Source organism: Thalassolituus sp. UBA6592, from assembly GCF_002433655.1.
Classification (GTDB): Bacteria; Pseudomonadota; Gammaproteobacteria; order Pseudomonadales; family Oceanobacteraceae; genus Venatoribacter.
Genome location: NZ_DJIO01000005.1, coordinates 568 through 21403, shown reverse-complemented (window position 1 = coordinate 21403; position 20836 = coordinate 568). Strand labels below are relative to the sequence as shown.

Sequence of the window (20836 nt, the reverse complement as noted above, 5' to 3'; positions counted from 1 at the left end):
AGACCTTTCTTATACTTTGATTTCTGTTTACTGAATCATTCATGTCTGCTTAAAACAGATTGCTGACATGTATTTCTTTATGGGCATATACTGATTGTTGTTATTCTGATGTTAATTGATTTTTATTATACATATTTAAGTTGTACTGATGTTTTGTATGTGACAACAAAAGTAATTGTCTGACGCATCGTTTCACCCATGATTTCTCTATTGTAAGTTATGTCAATAAGTTGCCAGTAAACTTCAATTAAGTCGTTTTAAGTATTTTTACCGCTGGTAAAATCCCCGCGTTTTAATTTTTGCCGCCCATCGAGGCGGTTTATAGCATTGGGGAAATACATGAGTCTGAATTTACTGCTTATGACCAGCCTGGCGACCTTTTCAGGCTATAAATTTTATGACGGGCAGCGAACCGTTATACAGAATCCAGAGGGACAGGCCTCTGTTGTAAGAACAATGGAGTCCGGAGATCAAGCTAATGAACTGATGTTGTCAGGATGTATCGCTCTGCCATCTGGCTTCTCAGGAGAACTCTCGGTCTCTTTCAGTGGAACATCTCACGATTTGTATGAAGATACTGATATTGAATTCATATCAGTTGCCGAAAGTTTCGATAGTGCTGAACTAACAACAGCTTTACCATTGACAGGATATGAGTGGCATTGCTACGAAGATTCCGAAAGACATTATGCTGCAACAAACAGAAGCTCTGTTGAATTTGCGTTTACTCCTGAATCAGATGATCAGTTGATATTCACCAGTCTTGGATTTAAAGATGCTGACTTAGACGATTCTTTTAAGCCATTTAGCTATCTTGAAAATCTACAGAGTCACCAGCTGATAGCACCGGGTATTGATGCAGCGCATTGGGATACTGAGGAGTTGGATACTGCTTTGGGTAGGCAAGGCATCAATACCAATGAAGCGGTCTACTATCTTGTCGACAGCGGCCATGACGGTGAAGGTAATATTATTAAACTTGATGAAAATGGTTTTAATATCATAGGTAATACACCTGTTACAGGTGATTTTTACTATCTCAATGATCGATTTTTTATTCTGACATATGATTCTTATTACTATACCGAGAATCCTGAATCCTGGATTGGCCCTATTCAAAGACCGATCACTAGTAATATCTATGACAGCTTTAAGTATGATGAGTTGCGGAATAAGTATTTAATGCTTGGGCATGGAAATCGGGGATATGAGTCGGAAGATCTGGTTAATTGGCAGGAAATGGAAGATATACCGCAGAATGTATATCCCCGATTTATTGAATATTTTACCCTTGATAATGGAGTATCACTCTCCTGTGGTATTCAGCAAGGTGGCATAATATCCGTCCGAAGTTCAGCAGAAGCAAACTGGAATCCACTCACAGATTTACCAGAATCCATTCTTAACACCGGAGGTAATTATGCCGGAGTCTCTGCATTTCAGGATAAAGATGATTCGGTAGAAGTAATAATATCGGGGAATGACAATAGCGGGAATAATTCATATTGGTACGGAACTACATCTACTGGATCTGATTGGCGTTGGAGTTTGACACCTGTCCAGTTTGACTACTCGTTGAGTTCAATTGAAAAAAATCAAAACTATGTAGTACTTTGGGGAAATTATCCTGGAGCTGACATCGTATATTCAGACGATGATGGAATGAGTTGGCAGTCAAAGAACACAAATGATCTTCTTGCTGATTTTATTGGTAGTGATATCTCTCAGTATGCTTACTTAACTGATGTCGTTTCAGTGGGCGATATGTTCTATCTGAATATCCGGTTGTATGACATCTCAGGCGTTTCTTACCCAGATCTGGTAATTTCGACCAGTGATTTTTCATCATTTTCCTTGATCGCAGCAGAAAAAAATGGGGTTCTTGTCAGTATTCAGGATAAGTATTTGTATTGGTATAAGGAATCGTCACTATATGATTTATTTGAGACCACAAAAGCTTATCAATATTATACGCCACCTCAGACTGATTCATTGGAAGAGCAACCGGCAGAAGATCAGAACCCCGACAGTGATGACAGTCAGCAACCTGATGAGCAGGCTTCCGGCCACTCGTCTCACTCCGGCGGCAGTCTGTTCTGGCTGAGTCTGGTTTTACTGCCACTGGCGGGTGTACGTAAAAAAGCAGCCTGATAATAATGCCACCCTCATCAGGGTGGCTTTATGAATGACTCTGATAAGGCCTGTATAACAGAAAAGCTATAAGCCAGACCAAGGCTAAGTACAGGCTGAAAGCCGTTAGTTAAAGGACAGAGTGATCTGTCCTTTTTATTGCCTGTCGTCTGTTACCTGGACGTGTTCGGGATTGCCGGGGATTCGGGTTTCTTCGGTCGTCATTGGGCTTTTAAATCACCAGGCGGATTCTGATTCCGTATATCAATTCTCAGTGTGTCAGACGGCATTCTGTTCCACGACTTTCTGTGCAGTGCTACTCTCCCGTTAAATGGGTGCGATGTTTATGCAACTACGATTATGTGGGCGGGAAGCAGATAATGAAAAATCTTATTCTGGTCGTGATAGTGATTGCCGTGGTCTGGTGGCTGCAATCATCGCCGTCGGTTGATGATGTGCGGGATACTGGCGGCCAGCTGAGTATTGGTGAATATCGCATTACACCCTTACAGGAGCAGTTTGAAATATCTGCCCGGGTGCTTGGCCGTAAGGATTATACGTTTGGCCGCGAAGCCGATCTGTCGCCAATGGATCTGGCTTTAGGCTGGGGGCCGATGGCAGACCCAGAGGTAATAGCAGCTTTCGACATCAGCCAATCCGGGCGCTGGTATCGCTGGCGGGCACAGCAGTTACCGATTCCGCTGCGCAGCGTGCAAACGCACAGCGCCAATATGCACATGGTTCCGGCCAATCAGTTGATAGCCGATCGTCTGAATGATATCCGTGAGGGCGATTTGATTGAGTTGAGCGGTCAGCTGATCCGCGCTGATGCGCCGGATGGGTGGCGCTGGATCAGTTCACTGACCCGTAACGATACCGGTGATGGCTCCTGTGAGCTGGTGCTGGTCGAGGATGTGCGTGTGGTCAGTGATCAGTAGTGGCTTCTCTCCGCCACCACTGATCAATAAATGCGGGCCCCTGACTCTGGCGGGAAACGAAAAAAGCGCAGCGGAGGAAGCCTCTGCTGCGCTTTCTGTATCAGCCCTGGATAAAGGGTTAATCAGGCGTTAATCAGTTGAAATCCGGGCTGCCCATCACTTCCGCCAGCTGTCCTGGCTGTGGCATGCCGCCAACAAAACCAATGCTGTCGTCTGCTTTCGGATAGTAAATGGACGGTGTGCCCCCGACGTTAAGGGCACTCATCAGATCTTCATTTTTACTGACCTGTTGTCTGGCTTTATCCGTCACTGTGCTGATATCCAGCGGTGTAGGCTTGCCGCTGTTGGTGCTGTTCATATGATCGGCCAGAGCTTTAGCCGGATCTTTCGCGGCCAGGATTGCAGCGGACTCATCCGGACTTTTGGCAGAAATAACGCCCACCAGAACATGGCGGATCTGCACCTGACCGGAGTCTACCCAGGAGCGGGTTGCCTGCCAGAAGCGGTGGCAATAAGGGCACTCAGGGTCATCGAACATATAGACAATATGTTTGGCTTTGTCGCTGCCGTCGGCGACCCAGGCGCTTTCACTTTCCAGCAGTGACCAGGCTTTTTTGTTCTGCGGGCCCATGATCAGCTTTTCCACAGGCTCAGCACTGAGGTTTTCGCCGTCTTTATCGACCATAGTGCCGATGATGGCGTGTTCACCGTCAGCGGTGACATACAGAATTAACGGCCGGCCATTGGCGCTGGCCGCGTAGCCAGTAAGACCGCCGGGGGCAGAGAAGGAGTCGATGACTTTGAGGCCCTGTGCCTGCAGAGCCTGTACCGGCGCCGGTAGTTTATCGTCTGCCATAACACTGACAGATGTGATGGCCGACATGATGGCAACGGAGGCCACCGCCAGCTTTTGCCATTCAGTTTTGACTAACGTTTTCATAAATATCCATAAGGTTGCATGTGTTTGGGTGCCGGTCGCTTTATGGCAAGAGCCTGCCTGTATGGTTCCGTCGTAACGGCGGCTTTGGCCGTTTTTTGTATCCTGGTCAGGAACTTTACCGCCATTCAGAAATACGCATCAGGCGTTTCAATCTTTTGCAGGATACTAAGCCTGCGGATAGTCCGTTCAAATACCGGTTTATAACAGGCTGAGCTGTATAGCGTTATAAGCCCGGAAGGAACGATGAAATTCAGACTGCTGGCGGCGGTTGTCGCAACACTGGCTGCTGGTCAATCTTACGCTGCCCATACCTATTATCAGGATGAGGATGGCCTTGCTACCATCGATCGCGACTGGCGTGCCGGTGCAGATGGAGACGATCAGTTATCTGTCTGTATAGCTTTGCCTGACGTATGGGAAGGCGATCTGCAGGTGAGTGTGGCCGGCAGTGCAGGCGGTGAGTCCTTTTCGGCAGCATTAAGTGATGATGCAGAAAACGCTACAACGTTGAATACTTCGTGGGGCTATGACGGTTTCAGCTGGCAGTGTTTTGCTGACGTCGTGCGCACTTTTGATGACGAAGACAGCGCTGAGATAAGCCTGACCTTCGCACCGGGTAGCGCTGATATGACAGTGCTCACCGCTACGGGTGTCTCTGCGGTTTACGGCATTGATTCGCCCGACAGTATGCAAACGCAGCGCCTGTTAGTGAACGCTGAATACACCGATCACTGGATGCCGGTGGGAGAAGGCTCTGGATGGGATTATGTCAGCAGGGCTTATGAGGCAAACGGTGCTTTGTTCTACGTGAGCCCTGTCAATCCATTGATAAAAATTGATGAAGATGGTGTGCAGGTCTTATCCGGATCTCCGCACGCATCTTCTATCGATTATCTTAATGGTCATTATGTTCTCGCTTTAGATGGCTATTACGCTGACGAGGATGATGAGACCTTTTTCATACAATCCTCCACGGATCTGCAGAACTGGCAGGACAGTGGCCAAATAGAGTTGCTTGATGGACTTTATTACAACGAAGCTCTGAATCAGTACCTGGCCTCCGCTGGCGGTTTCGACGCAAAAGAGTTGTACGTTTCTTCCGATTTACAAAGCTGGACCTATAACGGCGAGAGACCGGAAAATGATCCAACGCCTTATAGCACCTTTTTCTTTTTTAATAACGGTGACACTCTGTATCTGGTCGACGGCGAAGCATACGACACTGAATTCTATTTCCGCTCCGCCGGGGAAAGCAGCTGGACTGAACTTTCACCTTTCCCGGAAGGCACACCTGATGATGGCGATGTGGCCGGTTTCTACGTCCTGGATTATGTTCAGGATGAAGATGGCAGTGTCAGTGTCATCGGCTACTACGGATACGGCGGTGAATATGACTACGATTGGGATGAGGTGATGTACGGCCACACTGACAATGGTACAGACTGGACATGGCATAGTGTTGGTGACTGGACTGATCCGTATGAGGACGTGGGTGATGTGTATTTTGCCGAAGATATGCTCATTATTGCCGACGATTACACGGACGATATTTACTACTCTTTCGATCAGGGCGAAACACTGCAACAGCTGAATATTGATTCTCTCTCCGGTAATCTTATAAACATACCTGAAGGCGTATCCGCGGATATTGAGGGCGTGTGGATTTCAGATGGACGTTTTTATGTGGCGCTGACTTTATCTATACGAGATCCAGAGGCGTATTACAGATATTCGGTCATTGCTAAAATTCTGGTTTCAACCTCTGACTTTTCAGATACAAGAATTGAAATGATGGCTGATCAGGACTTCTATCTGCGGACAACCAGTAATGGCAAACAATATCTTCAGCTGGATGGATTCTGGAGCAACAGTGGCGATATTTTTTACCTTTATGGTACACCTTCCCCTGAAGAAGAAATCACGGATGATATTCCACAGGAGGACGGTAACGATAATAACGATGATTCTCAGAATGGCTCGCCGGCGGACAGCGGTTCTTCCGGTGGTTCATCAGGCGGTGCTCTGTGGATGCTCAGCCTTATTATGTTGCCTCTTGTTCTTTGTCGCCGATCAGAAAAAGCAAACGTCAAAAACGCCGCCTTATTGATTACGCGGTAATAGAAAAGCAGACCATAAGGTCTGCTTTTCTATTTAATCTGATTTCTCTTATATGACATTTACTGACGGATTCATTCTCTGTTCTTACTGCTTTCAATCTTTTGCAGGATATTATTAATGGCGATGCTCCTGTCAAATACCCGGTTTATAAAAACTGCACTCAACAGGTGTAAAAACCGGGAGAGATCATGAAGCTTAAAATAATTTTACTGGCCACTGCGGGGCTGCTGACTGCCTGTCAGCATAAAAATGCTGATATCAGTATTTATCATGATGAAAATGGTGAAGTCACCGTTACCCGTACGATGACCGCGTCGTCAGGAGCTGCCGGTCTGGACTATCAAATAGTGAGCTGTATTGCCTTGCCTGAAGACTGGAGCGGAGAGATAGCTGTCAGTGGAGCGGCAACATCCGAGGGAACGGCATACTCGGTAACCGGAGTGGAAGACAGCGCCCGTACTGAACTGATGAACCGTATCCGTACACTGCCCGGTTTCGACTGGAATTGTTTCTCCGATGAAATGCGCACTTATGATGAAGATGACAGCGGCACAGTGACCTATGTGTTTGCTCCAGACAGAGAAAACATGACAGTTCTGACAACACTGGGTGTAGCTGACGCTGATGGGGATGACGACAACTACCAGAATCAGATCGTCAGTCATCAGCTTCTGGCGACAGAAACGATCGCAGCACATTGGCAATTGCGTACAGAAGGTATGGATCTGTACCTTAGTTCAATGATCGCTGCCGGCGATTCTTATTTTATTTTTGAATCTGACTACAGCCCATACGGTGAAACAATTACCACCACCCGTATAAATAAAGATGGCAGTTCATTAATCGAAACTCTGCCTTATACCGATGGCATTTACTTCCTCAACAATACCTATATCAGCATGGGGTTCGGGTACAGCGAAGGTCAACCGGGCAGTTTTTTACAATATTCAACCGATCTGGAAAACTGGACAGAAGCGGGGTGGTTACCCTCCGTACAACAGCTGATGTATAACCCGGCCACTGCGCTTTATGTTGCAAATGTTGAGACCGCTTCCGGTCCTACCGCGATTTACACCTCTCCGGATCTGGTTACATGGACCTCTCAGGTGAGCGCCCAACCTTATAACAGCCGCTATTACTTTATGGCCAATGGCAATATGGTTGCTTTTGCCAACTCAGGGTCGCACAGGCTGTTTCTTGCTGCACCTGGTGACGACAGCTGGAGTGAAATCTCTTACGGCGAAAACATAACGCTGCGGGACAGCTATCAGACGACTGACGGAAGAGTGCATATGATCAGCAGCGGGACCAGTGACAGCGGGGTCCGCGGCGTATTTTATGGCTACACGGATGACGGTGAAAACTGGATCTGGAAAAATACCGGAGACTGGGATAATCCAAGCGAGCTTTCTCATCTTGCGATCAATGAGCAGGCGATATTGGCCTGGTCGTACAGGAGCCTGCTGCTTTCTCTGGACGGCGGTGAAACCTGGGTGCTGACCGACGCAGATGATATTGCTCCGGCTATTGATACTATCGATATAGCGGATATGGATGTTTCTCTGGGAAGTGTAAAAGCATACGGGGATCAGTTCCTGTTCAGCACAGAAGTCTCAGCTTCTGGTGAAACCGTTGCTGGCCTGGTGCTCGCCACCTCCGATTTCAGTGACTATCAGGTCATGGCTTCACATCAGGGGGCAGAGGTTTTAACGGATATACCGGATGAGCTGTTTTTGTTCTTATCATCATACGAGTCCTCAGATGTCTATGTTTACTGGCAGCCTGACGTCGTGCCGGAGGAACCTGTCCCAGAAGAACCCGGTACAGAAGATCCAACAGAGGAAGCACCAGAGCAAAACCCGGGAGAGAATGACGATGCGGATAACGCCTCAGGTGGCAGTTCTTCCGGCGGTAGCCTGTGGTTACTGAACCTGCTGTTGTTGCCGCTTGTTGTGCGCCGTCTGAAAATAGTCTCCGGCGAATCAAAAGCAGCGGCCTGATTGATTGCATGGCGACAAAAAAGCAGACCTCAGAGTCTGCTTTTTTCTCTGCAGCCAGGTGTGTTCAGGCTGCGCTGAAGGCCTGCAGGTGATTCAGAATATGCAGGCAATGGGCAGCTTCATACTGCGCCATGGACAGATCGCCAAAGGCGAAGAGTGGTCGTGGCTGCTGGCGGAAGGCGAGGAAATTCCGGGCGCTTTGTTGCAGCAGAGCGAAGCCATCTTCGTTGCTTATCTCAGCAGGCAGCTCCGGCGCACCGGGAATGGCTTCATTTAACGGGTGGCGCATCTGACCAGCGGCACCAAACAAATGAAAGGCAACATTACCGGCAGTGGCACGGAACAGTTCCGACTTCATCTGTGGATAACCTGTCATTGAGTAATCAATACTCTGAGCCATGTGGGCAAATACCTGACCCACGGACCATTCACCGGCATTGCTCAGTTGTGCCACGGGCATAGCGCCAATCTTTGCCACAAGTGCCGCAAGATCATGACTGCGGCTTTGTGCAATCTGGCGCACGCTGACAATACCGACACCACCAACAATCCCACCACCAATCCCACTAACAACGGCCAGCTTCGCGGCACCGGTGAGAGAGGTTTTGAGTAAGCGCCGGCGGGTGATCATTACTCCGCATCCTCAAGCTGTTCGGTCAATTCCATCCATTCCATTTCGATGTCTTCCAGTGCGGATTTAACCTTGCCCTGTTGCAACAGCAGGTCGTTCAGTTCGTTTTTGCGGTCGGCATCATAGAGACCGGCATCGGATAACTTTTCTTCGATACCACTCAGCTGTGACTGCAGCTTTTCCATTTCTTTTTCTGCAGCCTGCTGTTTTTTACGCAGGGGAGCCAGACGCTGACGGCGTTCGGCTTCCAGACGTTTCTGTTCTTTACGGTCGATTACCGGCTTGTCTTCTTTTGCGCTTGCGGTGCTGCCGGCAGGTGCAGCGGATTCTGTATCGCGCTGATTAAGATATTGATGGTAATCGTCGAGATCACCGTCAAACTCCTGCACGCGGCTGTTATCAACCAGCCAGTATTCATCCACCGTGGCTTTCAGCAGGTGACGGTCGTGGCTGACCACCAGAATGGCGCCGGGGAAATTCTGCAAGGCGAGGGTCAGCGCTTCGCGCATCTCGATGTCGAGATGGTTGGTCGGTTCGTCGAGAATCAGCAGGTTAGGTTTCATCCAGGCAACGCAGGCCAGTGCCAGACGGGCTTTTTCGCCACCGGAAAATGGCTCGATGACTTCCAGAGCCCGATCGCCATGGAAGCCAAAGCCGCCGAGGAAATTACGGATCTCCTGCTCAGACGCTTTCGGTTTCAGACGCTGCAGAATCAACAGACCAGTGGCTTTTACATCCAGCGATTCCAGCTGGTGCTGAGCATAATAACCAATACGCAGGTGTTCGCCTTCGGAGCGTTCACCGCTGACCATACTGATTTCATTGCACAGGGTTTTCAGCAGAGTGGATTTACCGGCGCCGTTAGGGCCAAGCAGACCAACGCGGTGGCCGGGCACGATACTGAGCTTAACGTCGGGCAGAATGGTTTTATCGTCATAACCTAACGCGGCGTGATCAATGGCCAGCAGCGGCGTGGACATTTTTTCATAACAGGGGAATTCAAAGCGGAACGGCGAATCCACATGGGCCGGAGCGATCAGTTCCATGCGCTGCAGTTCTTTTAAACGGCTCTGGGCCTGCTTGGCTTTACTGGCTTTGGCTTTAAAGCGGGTTACGAATTTTTCGATTTCAGCAACGCGCTCCTGCTGTTTCTCGTAGACGCTCTGCTGTTGTGCCAGCTTTTCTGCACGGATACGTTCATAAGCGCTGTAGTTGCCCGGATACTGCGTCAGGCTCTGGTTGTGCAGATGGACGATATGATCAGCAACGCCGTCGATAAAATCGCGGTCATGGGAAATAAACAGCAGGGTGCCGGGGTAATTTTTCAGATACTGTTCCAGCCACATGGTGGCTTCCAGATCCAGGTGGTTGGTAGGTTCGTCGAGCAGCATCAGATCGGATGGCATCATCAGTGCCTGGGCCAGGTTCAGGCGGATACGCCAGCCACCGGAGAAGCTTTTTACCGGACGTTTCAGTTCATCTTTGCTGAAGCCCAGGCCGTGCAATAACTGCTCGGCTTTCACCGGCACCTGATAGCCCTGATGCTGGTCCATTTTATCCAGCCAGTCAGCCAGCTCATTATCGCTTTGTGCGTTGGCGATACCGGCTTCAATCTGACGGTAGACACTGTCACCGTCCATCGCGTAATCAACAGCGCTGCGCTCACTGGCTTCCACTTCCTGCTTCATGTGCGCAATGCGCCATTTGGACGGAATATACAGGTCACCACCATCGACACCGAGTTCGCCGTTCAGCAGGGCAAACAGGCTGGACTTACCGGCGCCGTTGGGGCCGATCAGTGCCAGCTTCTGGCCATCATGAATGCGCAGGCTGGCGTCTTTCAGCAGCATTTGCGTTCCGCGCTGCATGGAAACCTGATTAAATTCGATCATTGCTTAAATACTGGCTCAGTTACAGAAAGTGGAGATGTCTATGGCCGCGCAGTTTGCCACAGAAAACGGTGATAACCCACTATGGCACCATGCAATCGACCTGTATGGCAGGCCGGGGGTGAAGGAATGTGTGTTGCAGCTGCAGAATGACTTTGGTGTCGATGTGGTGATGCTGCTGGCGGACCAGTGGTTGTCTGCACAGGGTGCCAGCTGGCCTGCTGAGTCTGACCTCATTGATTATCTCAGCTGGCGTGAACAGATGGTGGTGCCGCTCAGGAGCGTGCGCCAGCAACTGACGAAAGATTCGGAGCCTTTGCGCTCACAACTGTTGAAAGCGGAACTGAGCGCTGAGCAGGAAGCCATTCGCCGCCTGTATCTGGTGTTGGCCGAAGAGCGCAGGGATGCATCCTCTGCTGCTGTTGATTCGGTTCTGGAACTGTCTGCGTTGTTTTTCAGCGATAAGCGCATGAGCGGTACTGCTGATATTTCTGCGGCACAAAAAAAAGAGGCCATCAGGCCTCTTTTTCAACGCTTTGCGGCGCTTACATCAGACTGATCAGTCGAACAGGCTGGACGTTGTGCCGGCTGCTGGTTGATCGTCGTCTTTCTTTTCTTCTTTCTCTTCTGTGCTGGCTGGTGCGGCTGGCTCAGAAGCAGGTGTTACCGGAGTTACTTCCTCAGCAACCGGAGTCGGAACCACGGCTGGCTCTGGCGCAGTCACTGGAGCTGCTTCAGGCTGAGTGACGATGGTTTCTTCTTTCACTACTTCCGGTGCAACGACTGGCTCCGCTGGCTTTTCTGCAACTGGCGCAGGTGCTGGCGCTGCAGGTTTTTTCGCCAGTGCTTTTTTAGCGGCTGGTGCTTTCTTCACTGCTGGCGCTTTTTTGGCGGCCGGAGCTTTTTTTGCAGCAGGCGCTTTTTCAGCAACAGCTTTCTTCGCTGCCGGTGCTTTTTTAGCAGCGGGAGTCTTCTTAGCAGGTGCTTTTTTAGCGGCAGGAGCTTTCTTCGCTGCTGGTGCTTTTGCTACCGGCGCCTCAGCTGCTGCTTTTGGCGCGGCGGCTTTTTTCGCTTTGGCTTTCTTTTTCGCGGTTGCTGCTTTGGCTTTTTTCGCCTGTTCTTTTTCGAACGCAGTTACCGCTTTGGCCAGAGCTTCACGGGCTTTCTGTTCTGTGCTCAGTACAGTCAGAGCGGCTTTGGCTTCGGCCAGAGTTTCAGTTGCTGCAGCTGCATCTGCCTTCGCGGCTTCAACACGTGCACGGGCAGTTTCCAGTGCTTTTACTGCAGCGGCGGTTTTCTTCGCTTTTACACGTTCCTGAGATTTCTTACGGGCTTCGTTGGCCTTGGCAAGCTTAACGGCTGCTTTTTCTTTATCAGAGGCTGCTTTGGCTGCTGCTTTCTCTGCTACGGTCAGTTCTTTCAGACGCGCAGCTTCCAGTTTCACCTGCAGCTTGGCAATTTCCTGCTCGAGCATCTGAGTCGCGCTGACAACGGCTTTGGCTGGCGCTTTACGGGCTACTGCTTTTTTGGCAGGTGCCTTTTTCGCTACGGTTTTCTTCGCAACGGTCTTTTTGGCAACTGTTTTTTTAGCTACCGGTTTTTTAGCGGCCGCAGTACGGGTTTTTGCCGGAGCTTTTGCAGCTTTGGCAGTCACCTTGGTCTTGCGGGCTACGGTTTTCTTGGCAGGAGCTTTTTTGCGGGCGGCCATACTCAGATCCTCGTTAGGGTTTGGATTCAGGCATTATACGAATTGAAGTGGCTTCATCCACGGATTTTAGATGAAATTTTCAGAGTGTGTTTATAGTAAATCGTTCTTTTCTGAGTACAAGCTTATCAGGTCAATTATCCCGATATGTCCTTTGGTGATTTTTAATTACTGCGACGAAAGCGACATTCGCCGGGTGATTGCGTGGGGAGGGCTCAGTTGTCTGGCTGGCCGGAGGCTGTATTCTGCAGGCTGGTTATATGGTCGATCTGATCATTCAGCCAGTTGGTGAGCTTGTGCCATTCTCTCATATCCTTAGCGTCACGTTCACGCTGTTCGAAATCCACCAGGCCAAGACCGTGTTCACTGGCGCGGATATAAAACTGTGTATCGCGGAAAGAAGCGATGAATGGAATCTGCAGGCTGGTCAGGAATTTTTCCAGTTTGCCGTAAATCAGTGTGTTTTTACGTACGCGGTTTGCGACTACGGCAATGGGTTTGGGGTTGATACGGAATGCGCGGGACAGCATCACATCGCGGATAAAACCCGTAGCAGCACGAATATCAATAGCGGATGGAACAACGGGAATGATGATGACATCGGATTGCTGAATCAGGTCTGACAGCTCATTGCCGGATAAGCCTGCGGGTGTATCAATGACAACCCTGGAGGTGCCCATGGGAACGCGCAGACTCCAGGTGCGGGTTGTGGCTTTGGGTGCATGGCGCTGGAACGCGGCGACACCGGTAATCTGCGGCAGATGATCGTCACGGGCCTGCAGCCAGTCCATGGACGAGCCCTGCGGATCATAATCAATCAGCGCGGTGATCTTGCCATGGCGGGTATAGTGACTGGCGATGTTGGTCGCCATCGTTGTTTTACCGCAACCACCTTTGGCATTTGCTATCATTATCCGTATCGGTGCTGTTCTGTTAACAACACGTACAGATGTTGATGCTGGTTGTGATGTTTCGGTATCAGTCACTGATATGGTCCTGTAGATCTTTCCCTGTCAGGGCGCTTTTATTAATTATTAACGCCTTTTTAGCATAGGTGATATTTGACCGCCGTGGAACCAATCACAAGGAAGAAATAAAAATGAAGTATCGCCTGGCTCTGAAGCTGTTACCGCTGTTTGTTGTGCTCGCCATCATGGTTGCAACGCCTTATGTAATGAAAGGTGGATTCAGTATGGATTCCGTTCCGGAAATTATACCGGACGTTCTTTCGACAACGCAGACCCGTCAGACCTATTACAAGTGGCAGGATGCCAGCGGTCAGTGGCATATGGGCGATGAAGTTCCGGAAGGTGTGAATGCCGTGCCGGTTGAAATTGATACCGCCGCCAATATTCTCAAATCCGTTGGCCTGCCTGAGCCAGCAGAACAGAGCAAACCTGAGGTTGCAGCAGAAGAACCGGCGCCTATCCCTGGTGTTCCGATGACGGTGAATCCGGCCGATATTCCGAAATTACTGCAGGATACGGATAAGCTGAAAGCTATGATGGAACAACGTAACAAGCAGATCGATCAGGGCTACTGAGCGCTGATTTTTACTCAGCGCAGAAAATAAATCAGACCATTGGTGCCTGCTGCCCGCCATTCTGAAGAGGCAAAAGCCACATCCTCAATCAGGACATTACTGCTGACCCAGGCGTCTCTGGCTTTCGCTTTCCATTCATGGATTGCTTTGCCAGTGCTGACATTCCACAGGGTGATCTGACCGGCGGAATTGCCGGTCAGCAACTGTCCGTCATTGGCGGAGAATTTCGCTGCGCTGAAATGACCACGACTGCCAGGAATTTCGATCAGTAAGGTACCGGACGCTGTATCCCAGATTTTTCCGTTTTCGTTCAGGGCTGAAGTAAACAGCAGACGACCGTCATCTGATAACTGAGCTGTCTTCACCTGATTACCATGTCGGAAGGTTTGCAGCAGTTCGCCATTCTGCAGATTCCACAGACGGGCATTCAGGTCATCACTGCCGGTGGCAGCGAGCATACCGTCATAAGAAACACTGACGTCGTAGACGATACCGTCGTGGGCCAGACGCTGACGTATGCCGCCGTTCTTTATATCGAATAAGGTGGCGGTGAAGTCGCGCATGCCGAGTAAGGCGAGACCGCCATCACTGGTCAGTTCGATGTCTTCGATATCACCGGGAGCATTCCAGAACCAGATGGCTTCGCCACTGTCACGCTGCCACAGAACAATGGTGCGGTTGTCGGTGGTGGCAACAAAGCGGCCATCGGCAGAGAAAGCACCGTGGGTGAGATTGCTGAAGCCTTCGGCGCTGTGATTCCAGTCGTACAGACGTTCAAGGGGAGACATGGTCCACAGGCTGCCGCCATGATGGATGCTGCCAACCAGCAGGCTGTTGCCATCGTTGGAGAAAGTTGCTGAATATACCCCCTGAGTTGCTACCTCATGGGTCTCAGCGGGTTCTTTTCCGCTGCTGCAGGCGATCAGGCCCGTTACGCTGGCAAGGGCCAGTAACAGCAGTCGGCTGAGTCCTGTGGTCATGAATAGAATATTTCCTGCACCTGAAATTCTTAATTAAGTGTAGCTGTAATTATGATTGGCGGGCAGGAATACGTGTAAAGAAACGCCCTGCTCAGAATCGCAGGGCGTTGTGATGGGGATCTTCAGACTGCTTCAGCAGGTTGCTGATGAATGTTGTGCAGTTTGGCGATCAACTGATCTTCCAGTTCAAAGCGCTCTTCCAGCAGCTCACCGATACCGGACAGGTCTTCAGGGAGTTTGGCCAGCATATCGAAGGTGCAGTGCTCGTCGTAGGTGTCGTTGAAATCCACACAGCGGGAAGTCAGTTCATCCAGTTTCGGCACAATGCTGTTGGCCAGTTCAATGCCGTTGTCGTCACCGTATTCACGGGCTTCGGCAATCAGCTGATCGTAGACTTCAAAATGGCCGTGGGAGCAGTAGTCCATCAGGCTTTCGCAGAAACGGCTGAGGGTATCGGCCAGTGGGGATTCGGCGCTCAGGGGTTTGCCGGAACTGAGGTTGCAGTACTGTACGATCAGGGCCTGACGGGAGCCGAGCCAGCAGTCGATCAGTCGGTGTACGCCACCCCAGCGTTCCTGGGCTGTTTTGCAGGTTGTCAGCATAGTGTTCTCCTCCGCCGCCAGTGGGGAGAAACTTCCCTTCTGGCTGATATTCTTTTAGTTGGTTAAGAACACTTTAGCCCGGTCAAAATCGGCGAGGCAAGCAGCTTTTTTGCCTTTTTTTTCTTGAAAATGCCGGGCTTTATGCTTCTGCAGTCCTGTCAGGCGTTGTTTTTACGGCTGCTGCGGAACAGGGCGAAGACCGCCGCCAGGGTGTAAACCGCGAAGGCTACGCGGGTCCACCAGGGCATACTTTTACCCATCATGGTCCAGGATACCTCGGCGCAGTTACCGTCGCCGTGCAGCATAACCTTCAGCAGATCGGCCAGCGGCATGGTGTCGAGCATATAGTCGAAGCTTGGTCCGCAGGCCGGTACGTCTTCCGGTGGCAGGCCCTGCAGCCACAGTTGGTGGTCAGCGGCCCAGATGCCAAATATGCCCCAGGCGATGGTAAACAGCAGTGCGGCTTTCAGTGGCGTGCCGGTTTTGCGGGTAAAGAACGCCAGCAGGAAGCCAACGCCGATCATCAGCGTAATCAGACGCTGCAGCATGCACAGTGGGCATGGATCGAGAAACATCACGTATTCGAAGTAGTAGGCCATGCCCAGCAGTCCGGCACAGGACAGTGCGGCTGCGAGATAACCATGATGCAGGGACAGAGAACCGAAAAAGGACTTCATGGGAGGGTTTCCATTACAGCTGAGTCTGAGGTCTGGGTTAATGCTCCGGAGTCTAACACCGAACGCTATCTGGTCTAAGCTTAATAAGCCTGTGGATCAGACTGTGTCGTTGTCTGTATGTCTGCTCCACGCTGGCCGCAGAATCAGAGTGTTAAGGAGGGGCTATGTTCCGCAGTTTGGTAAAAATTTCAGCCGCAGTAATGGTGCTGTTGCTGGCTCTTACGGTGAAGGCTGAAGACGAGGTTCCGGTGCCGTCCGCGGTGGAGTACGTAAAGATTGAACCCGCAATCGTGGTGAATTACGGCAGCAGCGGGCGGATGAAATATCTGCGTACCGAGGTGGCGCTGAAAGTGAGTGGTGGCGAAGCCGCGTCGGAGGTTAATCATCACAAACCTTACATCCGCAATAAGCTGGTGTTGTTGCTCAGCGCTCAGGATACCGAAACCATGAACAGTTCTGCCGGGCGCGAGTCGCTGCGTAAAGTCGCGCTGGATGAAACCCGGGCGTTGATGGTGCAGCTGGAAGGTATGCCGTATATCGACGATCTGTATTTCAGCAGCTTTGTCGTTCAGAACTGACCGGCGTGATTGACGGTCGTTATTGATGAGACGCGCTCTCTGGCCTGAGTACGATCAGCAGCTCTGACCGGCTATTAAAATCACAGGCATAAAAAACGCAGGCATAGCCTGCGTTTTTTTATTGATGCTGTGTGCTTCAGCGTGCCAGATACTGCTGCAGATATTCGTCAAAGCTGATGTTGTCAGCGTCTTCGATATCTTTCTGTTGCTGCAGGGAGTCGCTGGCCATTTTCTGCCATTCCGCCAGCACTGTGCTGCTGAGGTTTTCTGACAGCGTCTTTCTGTGCTGCTCCGCCAGGTTCAGCGTCATGATGGCAAACTCTTCACCTGTGTCGCGCAGGTGGCGCACGATGCGCGCAGATGGCGTCAGTTCAGGATCGGCCAGTTTCAGTTGCTGCTGATTCAGGGCGTCGGTGTGGAATACGGTGCCGCTGGCTTCGTCCATGGCTTTGGCCAGCGGACGCATCAGTTCAATCAGATCCAGACCCCACTGCTGCAGGGTTTCTTCTTTATCGCCGCGCTCCAGCATCAGCCCCGGACGACGGCCTTCCATAACGGCTTTGTGCAGGTTGCGTTTGTTACGCAGGTATTCTTCATCTTCAATGCCGTCGCTCGGTTCCAGCAAACACCAGGTGAGGAACAGATCCATAAAGTGCATCTGCGGCACGTCGATGCCTTCCGGCAGGAAAGGGTTCACATCGGTACAGCGTACTTCGATGTATTCAACACCGTACTGCGCCAGAGCCTGCAGTGGTTTTTCACCGTTACGGGCAACGCGTTTCGGACGGATGTCACTGTAATATTCGTTTTCAATCTGCAGCAGGTTGGTGTTCAGCTGCATGTACTCGCCTTTGTCATTACGTACGCCGATTTCGTCGTAGGCCGGAATCACCTGATGCATGGCATCGCCCAGGGTCTCGACGTAGGAGCTCACTGAGTTATGGCAGATGCGCAGACCATCCTGAGCATTGTTCTGGTAACCCAAATCACTCATGCGCAGCGAGGTGGCGTAAGGCGCGTACAGCGTGTGGTTGTTGATGCGGTCGAGTTTGTGCTCGCGGCCGGCGAGGAAGGTCTCGCACACTGCCGGGGAGGCGCCGAACAGATACATCAGTAACCAGGAATAGCGGCGGAAATTACGGATCTGCGCAAAATAGCGGGCAGAAATGTAGTTCTGCATCTGGCGCGGATTTTCGCTGTCGATTTCCATGCCATCGGCTTTGGCCAGCACCGGCCAGATGTCATCCGGCATGGAGAAATTATAATGAATGCCGGAAATGGTCTGCATGATGCGGCCATAGCGGTGCCACAGGCCATGACGGTAAACATGCTTCAGGCGGCCAACGTTAGAGCTGCCGTAGTCGGCGATCGGCACACTCATCTCACCGTTAACGATACACGGCATAGACGCCGGCCAGATCAGTTCACCATCCAGCTGCTTGTAGGCAAAGCGGTGGGCAATATTCAGATAGGCCTGGGCTTCGTGGGCGCTGGCAAAAACCGGGGTAATAAATTCCAGCAGGGCTTCCGAGTAGTCGGTGGTGATGGATGGGTGCGTCAGGGTTGAGCCCAGACCTTTCGGGTGTGGCTTCTGACTGATCATCCCTTTTGACGTGCAGCGCAGACCTTCTTTTTCGATACCCCGTTGAATACGGTTCAGCAGCCGGGTGTTGTCAGGCTGAGTGAACAGGGCCAGAGCATTCTGGTAACTGATTTGGGAAAGTGTGGTCAAGGCTGCCTCGGAGCGTGTCTCTTGGTCGCAACCTTCAGGTTGCTGCGAATTATTGGGTTGCGACGAATTATAGGAGGAAATACAGCAGGAACGATACCACCGGAGAATAACGCCTGCAGTACGGAGTGTTCGCCAGACAAGGCAAACAAGGTCGCTGGCAGGCAACTCTGGCAGTGCGGGTGAGCTCAGGCCGCGTCAGTCCTTAATCAGCGCTTTTGTGCACACTGCATCAGCTGTCGTTTTTTCGCAGTAATAAAGTGTATTGGCGTCAAAATCCGCCATCACGCCAGAGTCTTTTACGTACAGCCAGGCCTGTTTTTCGTTGGAAACCGGCACGACATTCGACGCACAGCCAGTCAGCAACGTTACAGAAATTGCCAGAGAAATGACCAGAGATAAGGGAATAACCCGCACAATGAATCCTTACAGATGATGAATGTGCGGGGATACTGGCACCTGATGATTGATATATCAATTGTCAGGTGGCCAGTATCTGCAGGCAGCCGCTAAGAAAAGTAGTTACTTTTTCGCTTTAGCGAATGCAGCTGCCAGTGCGCCAGCCATCGCGCCCTGAGGCTGTGAGCCTTTGTCGCCAAAGCTGGTGCGGGCTTTACCACCACCGCGGTTGTTGCGGTTATTTTTCTCGCCCGGTGTTTTTTCCGCGGCGCGTTCGTTGGCGTCATCGCTCATGCGCATGGACAGGCCGATACGTTTACGCGCCACATCCACTTCCATCACTTTGACTTTAACGATGTCGCCGGCTTTCACCACGTCACGAGGGTCTTTCACGAAAGTGTCAGACAGCGCAGAGATGTGCACTAAGCCATCCTGATGCACGCCGATATCGACGAAGGCACCGAAGGCTGCCACGTTGGTGATTACGCCTTCTAACACCATGTTTGGTTTCAGGTCGCTGATTTCTTCCACACCGTCTTTAAATTCAGCAAATTTAAATTCCGGACGTGGATCGCGGCCAGGCTTCTGCAGTTCGCTGACGATGTCTTTTACCGTGATTTCACCTGTGTGCTCATCGCTGAATTTCGCCGCATTCACAGACTTCAGCAGCGCAGAATCACCGATCAGGCTTGCGACATCGCGGGAGAATTCGTGGGCAATTTTTTCCACTACGGTATAGGACTCCGGGTGCACCGCAGACGCATCCAGCGGGTTGCGGCCGTTCATAATGCGCAGGAAGCCGGCGGCCTGTTCAAAGGTTTTATCACCTAAGCGCGGTACTTTTTTCAGATCGTCGCGGCTGTTGAAGGCACCGTTGGCATCACGGAAGGCGACGATGTTGCTGGCCAGGGTTGGGTTCAGACCGGAAACACGGGTCAGCAGCGGCGCAGAAGCAGTGTTCAGATCAACACCCACGGAGTTCACACAGTCTTCCACCACGGCATCCAGCGTGCGTGCTAACTGGGTCTGGTTCACGTCGTGCTGGTACTGGCCGACACCGATGGATTTCGGTTCGATTTTCACCAGCTCGGCCAGTGGGTCCTGCAGACGGCGGGCGATGGATACCGCACCACGAATCGTCACGTCGAGATCCGGGAATTCTTTTGCTGCCAGTTCAGAGGCGGAATAAACCGATGCACCGGCCTCATTCACCATCACTTTCTGCACGTTTTTCAGCGCCGGCTGGGCTTTGATCATATCGCCGACGAATTTGTCGGTTTCACGGGAGCCGGTACCGTTACCGATGGAGATCAGCTCAACATTGTGTTTGGCGATCAGTGCCATCAGTACGGCGGCGGATTCCGCCAGTTTGTTCTGTGGCGGGGTCGGATAGATGGTGGCGTAGTCGACCACTTTGCCGGTGTTATCCACCACGGCAACCTTCACCCCGGTACGCAGGCCCGGGTCGAGGCCGATGGTGGCTTTACGGCCCGCGGGCGCAGCCAGAAGCAGGTCTTTCAGGTTATCGGCGAACACTTTGATCGCGGATTCTTCTGCCTGTTCACGCACGTCGCCCATCAGCTCGGTTTCCAGGTGCGTCAGCAGTTTGATGCGCCAGGTCCACTTCACCACTTCCGCCAGCCAGCGGTCGGCGGCGCGGCCTTTGTTTTCGATACCCACGTGCTCGGCGATCATCGCCTCACATGGGCTGGCCGCCAGTTTGTCTTCCGGGTCACCGGTCACCAGCGAGAAGCTCAGAATGCCTTCGTTACGGCCGCGCAGAATCGCCAGCGCGCGGTGGCTTGGGACACTTTTCAGCGCTTCATCGTGTTCAAAGTAATCGGCGAACTTCGCCCCCGGGCCTTCCTGACCAGGGACCACGCGCACAGACAGTGTGGCTTCCTGCTTCATAAAGCCGCGCAGTTTGGCCAGCAGGTTGGCGTCTTCAGCGAAGCGCTCCATCAGGATGTACTTGGC

The 20836-nt window shown here is 51.4% G+C and carries 18 protein-coding genes; 7 read left to right on the top strand and 11 right to left on the bottom strand.

Going from position 1 to position 20836, the window contains the following annotated elements:
• The first annotated feature begins 339 nt into the window (after positions 1-339).
• Together B2Z72_RS00315 and B2Z72_RS00310 are read left to right on the top strand one after the other, a co-directional pair.
• Positions 340-2151 carry a GlyGly-CTERM sorting domain-containing protein gene (locus B2Z72_RS00315; RefSeq protein WP_296985359.1) on the top strand — a complete coding sequence of 604 codons (1812 nt, stop codon included), beginning with the start codon at positions 340-342 and terminating at the stop codon, positions 2149-2151.
• A gap of 359 nt (positions 2152-2510) precedes the next feature.
• Positions 2511-3068 carry a hypothetical protein gene (locus tag B2Z72_RS00310; protein ID WP_296985358.1) on the top strand — a complete coding sequence of 186 codons (558 nt, stop codon included), beginning with the start codon at positions 2511-2513 and terminating at the stop codon, positions 3066-3068.
• A 133-nt stretch (positions 3069-3201) separates the two neighbouring features.
• Here B2Z72_RS00310 and dsbG read toward each other — a convergent pair whose 3' ends face one another.
• Positions 3202-4008, bottom strand: a complete 807-nt coding sequence (gene dsbG / locus B2Z72_RS00305; protein WP_296985355.1) for a thiol:disulfide interchange protein DsbG — start codon at positions 4006-4008, stop codon at positions 3202-3204.
• 243 nt (positions 4009-4251) lie between these two features.
• Between dsbG and B2Z72_RS00300 the strand changes: the two genes are divergently transcribed.
• Positions 4252-6126, top strand: coding sequence for a hypothetical protein (locus B2Z72_RS00300; RefSeq protein ID WP_296985354.1), 1875 nt, complete (start codon positions 4252-4254; stop codon positions 6124-6126).
• Positions 6127-6314: 188 nt separating this feature from the next.
• Positions 6315-8126, top strand: coding sequence for a hypothetical protein (locus B2Z72_RS00295; protein ID WP_296985353.1), 1812 nt, complete (start codon positions 6315-6317; stop codon positions 8124-8126).
• 64 nt (positions 8127-8190) lie between these two features.
• Here the strand turns inward: B2Z72_RS00295 and B2Z72_RS00290 are convergent, their stop codons facing one another.
• Both B2Z72_RS00290 and B2Z72_RS00285 read right to left on the bottom strand, forming a co-directional pair.
• Positions 8191-8757, bottom strand: coding sequence for a DUF1569 domain-containing protein (locus tag B2Z72_RS00290; protein ID WP_296985351.1), 567 nt, complete (start codon positions 8755-8757; stop codon positions 8191-8193).
• Entirely contained in the window at positions 8757-10649 is a 1893-nt protein-coding gene (locus B2Z72_RS00285; RefSeq protein WP_296985349.1) for an ATP-binding cassette domain-containing protein, read from the bottom strand. Before B2Z72_RS00285 ends, B2Z72_RS00290 begins: the two co-directional genes overlap by 1 nt.
• Positions 10650-10689: 40 nt before the next feature.
• Between B2Z72_RS00285 and B2Z72_RS00280 the strand changes: the two genes are divergently transcribed.
• On the top strand, positions 10690-11205 hold the full coding sequence (locus B2Z72_RS00280; protein WP_296985347.1) for a TIGR02444 family protein: 516 nt from the start codon (positions 10690-10692) through the stop codon (positions 11203-11205).
• Here the strand turns inward: B2Z72_RS00280 and B2Z72_RS00275 are convergent, their stop codons facing one another.
• A complete protein-coding gene (locus tag B2Z72_RS00275; protein WP_296985345.1) occupies positions 11206-12354 on the bottom strand; it encodes a hypothetical protein in 1149 nt (382 codons plus the stop codon).
• A gap of 212 nt (positions 12355-12566) precedes the next feature.
• Positions 12567-13262: a ParA family protein gene (locus tag B2Z72_RS00270; RefSeq protein ID WP_296985343.1), complete on the bottom strand. Its 696-nt coding sequence runs from the start codon at positions 13260-13262 to the stop codon at positions 12567-12569.
• Positions 13263-13450: 188 nt separating this feature from the next.
• On the opposite strand from B2Z72_RS00270, the gene B2Z72_RS00265 reads away from it, so the two are divergent.
• On the top strand, positions 13451-13894 hold the full coding sequence (locus tag B2Z72_RS00265) for a DUF4124 domain-containing protein (RefSeq protein ID WP_296985341.1): 444 nt from the start codon (positions 13451-13453) through the stop codon (positions 13892-13894).
• 14 nt (positions 13895-13908) lie between these two features.
• On the opposite strand, the gene B2Z72_RS00260 is transcribed toward B2Z72_RS00265, so the two are convergent.
• From B2Z72_RS00260 to B2Z72_RS00250, 3 genes are all read right to left on the bottom strand, one after another.
• On the bottom strand, positions 13909-14874 hold the full coding sequence (locus tag B2Z72_RS00260) for a WD40 repeat domain-containing protein (RefSeq protein ID WP_296985339.1): 966 nt from the start codon (positions 14872-14874) through the stop codon (positions 13909-13911).
• A gap of 122 nt (positions 14875-14996) precedes the next feature.
• Positions 14997-15476 carry a sigma D regulator gene (rsd, locus tag B2Z72_RS00255; RefSeq protein ID WP_296985337.1) on the bottom strand — a complete coding sequence of 160 codons (480 nt, stop codon included), beginning with the start codon at positions 15474-15476 and terminating at the stop codon, positions 14997-14999.
• 158 nt (positions 15477-15634) lie between these two features.
• Complete coding sequence (locus B2Z72_RS00250) at positions 15635-16153, bottom strand: disulfide bond formation protein B (RefSeq protein WP_296985335.1); 519 nt, start codon at positions 16151-16153, stop codon at positions 15635-15637.
• Between the two features lie 164 nt (positions 16154-16317).
• Here B2Z72_RS00250 and B2Z72_RS00245 point away from each other — a divergent pair, with 164 nt between their 5' ends.
• Positions 16318-16731 (top strand): flagellar basal body-associated FliL family protein, encoded by a 414-nt coding sequence (locus B2Z72_RS00245; RefSeq protein ID WP_296985333.1) that lies wholly within the window; start codon positions 16318-16320, stop codon positions 16729-16731.
• A 136-nt stretch (positions 16732-16867) separates the two neighbouring features.
• On the opposite strand, the gene gshA is transcribed toward B2Z72_RS00245, so the two are convergent.
• The 3 genes from gshA to B2Z72_RS00230 form a co-directional block, all read right to left on the bottom strand.
• Entirely contained in the window at positions 16868-18463 is a 1596-nt protein-coding gene (gshA, locus tag B2Z72_RS00240; RefSeq protein ID WP_296985331.1) for a glutamate--cysteine ligase, read from the bottom strand.
• Positions 18464-18658: 195 nt separating this feature from the next.
• The gene (locus B2Z72_RS00235; protein WP_296985329.1) at positions 18659-18877 is read right to left on the bottom strand and encodes a hypothetical protein; all 219 of its coding nucleotides are present in this window, start codon (positions 18875-18877) and stop codon (positions 18659-18661) included.
• Positions 18878-18982: 105 nt separating this feature from the next.
• Positions 18983-20836, bottom strand: a 1854-nt coding sequence (locus tag B2Z72_RS00230) for a Tex family protein (protein WP_297003958.1), incomplete at its 5' end; no start/stop codon positions are given.

Bases quoted from the DNA above. Each gene is read 5' to 3' on its own strand.
- B2Z72_RS00315 (WP_296985359.1), top strand. From the start codon at position 340: ATGAGTCTGAATTTACTGCTTATGACCAGCCTGGCGACCTTTTCAGGC.
- B2Z72_RS00310 (WP_296985358.1), top strand. From the start codon at position 2,511: ATGAAAAATCTTATTCTGGTCGTGATAGTGATTGCCGTGGTCTGGTGG.
- dsbG (WP_296985355.1), bottom strand. From the start codon at position 4,008: ATGAAAACGTTAGTCAAAACTGAATGGCAAAAGCTGGCGGTGGCCTCC.
- B2Z72_RS00300 (WP_296985354.1), top strand. From the start codon at position 4,252: ATGAAATTCAGACTGCTGGCGGCGGTTGTCGCAACACTGGCTGCTGGT.
- B2Z72_RS00295 (WP_296985353.1), top strand. From the start codon at position 6,315: ATGAAGCTTAAAATAATTTTACTGGCCACTGCGGGGCTGCTGACTGCC.
- B2Z72_RS00290 (WP_296985351.1), bottom strand. From the start codon at position 8,757: ATGATCACCCGCCGGCGCTTACTCAAAACCTCTCTCACCGGTGCCGCG.
- B2Z72_RS00285 (WP_296985349.1), bottom strand. From the start codon at position 10,649: ATGATCGAATTTAATCAGGTTTCCATGCAGCGCGGAACGCAAATGCTG.
- B2Z72_RS00280 (WP_296985347.1), top strand. From the start codon at position 10,690: ATGGCCGCGCAGTTTGCCACAGAAAACGGTGATAACCCACTATGGCAC.
- B2Z72_RS00275 (WP_296985345.1), bottom strand. From the start codon at position 12,354: ATGGCCGCCCGCAAAAAAGCTCCTGCCAAGAAAACCGTAGCCCGCAAG.
- B2Z72_RS00270 (WP_296985343.1), bottom strand. From the start codon at position 13,262: ATGATAGCAAATGCCAAAGGTGGTTGCGGTAAAACAACGATGGCGACC.
- B2Z72_RS00265 (WP_296985341.1), top strand. From the start codon at position 13,451: ATGAAGTATCGCCTGGCTCTGAAGCTGTTACCGCTGTTTGTTGTGCTC.
- B2Z72_RS00260 (WP_296985339.1), bottom strand. From the start codon at position 14,874: ATGACCACAGGACTCAGCCGACTGCTGTTACTGGCCCTTGCCAGCGTA.
- rsd (WP_296985337.1), bottom strand. From the start codon at position 15,476: ATGCTGACAACCTGCAAAACAGCCCAGGAACGCTGGGGTGGCGTACAC.
- B2Z72_RS00250 (WP_296985335.1), bottom strand. From the start codon at position 16,153: ATGAAGTCCTTTTTCGGTTCTCTGTCCCTGCATCATGGTTATCTCGCA.
- B2Z72_RS00245 (WP_296985333.1), top strand. From the start codon at position 16,318: ATGTTCCGCAGTTTGGTAAAAATTTCAGCCGCAGTAATGGTGCTGTTG.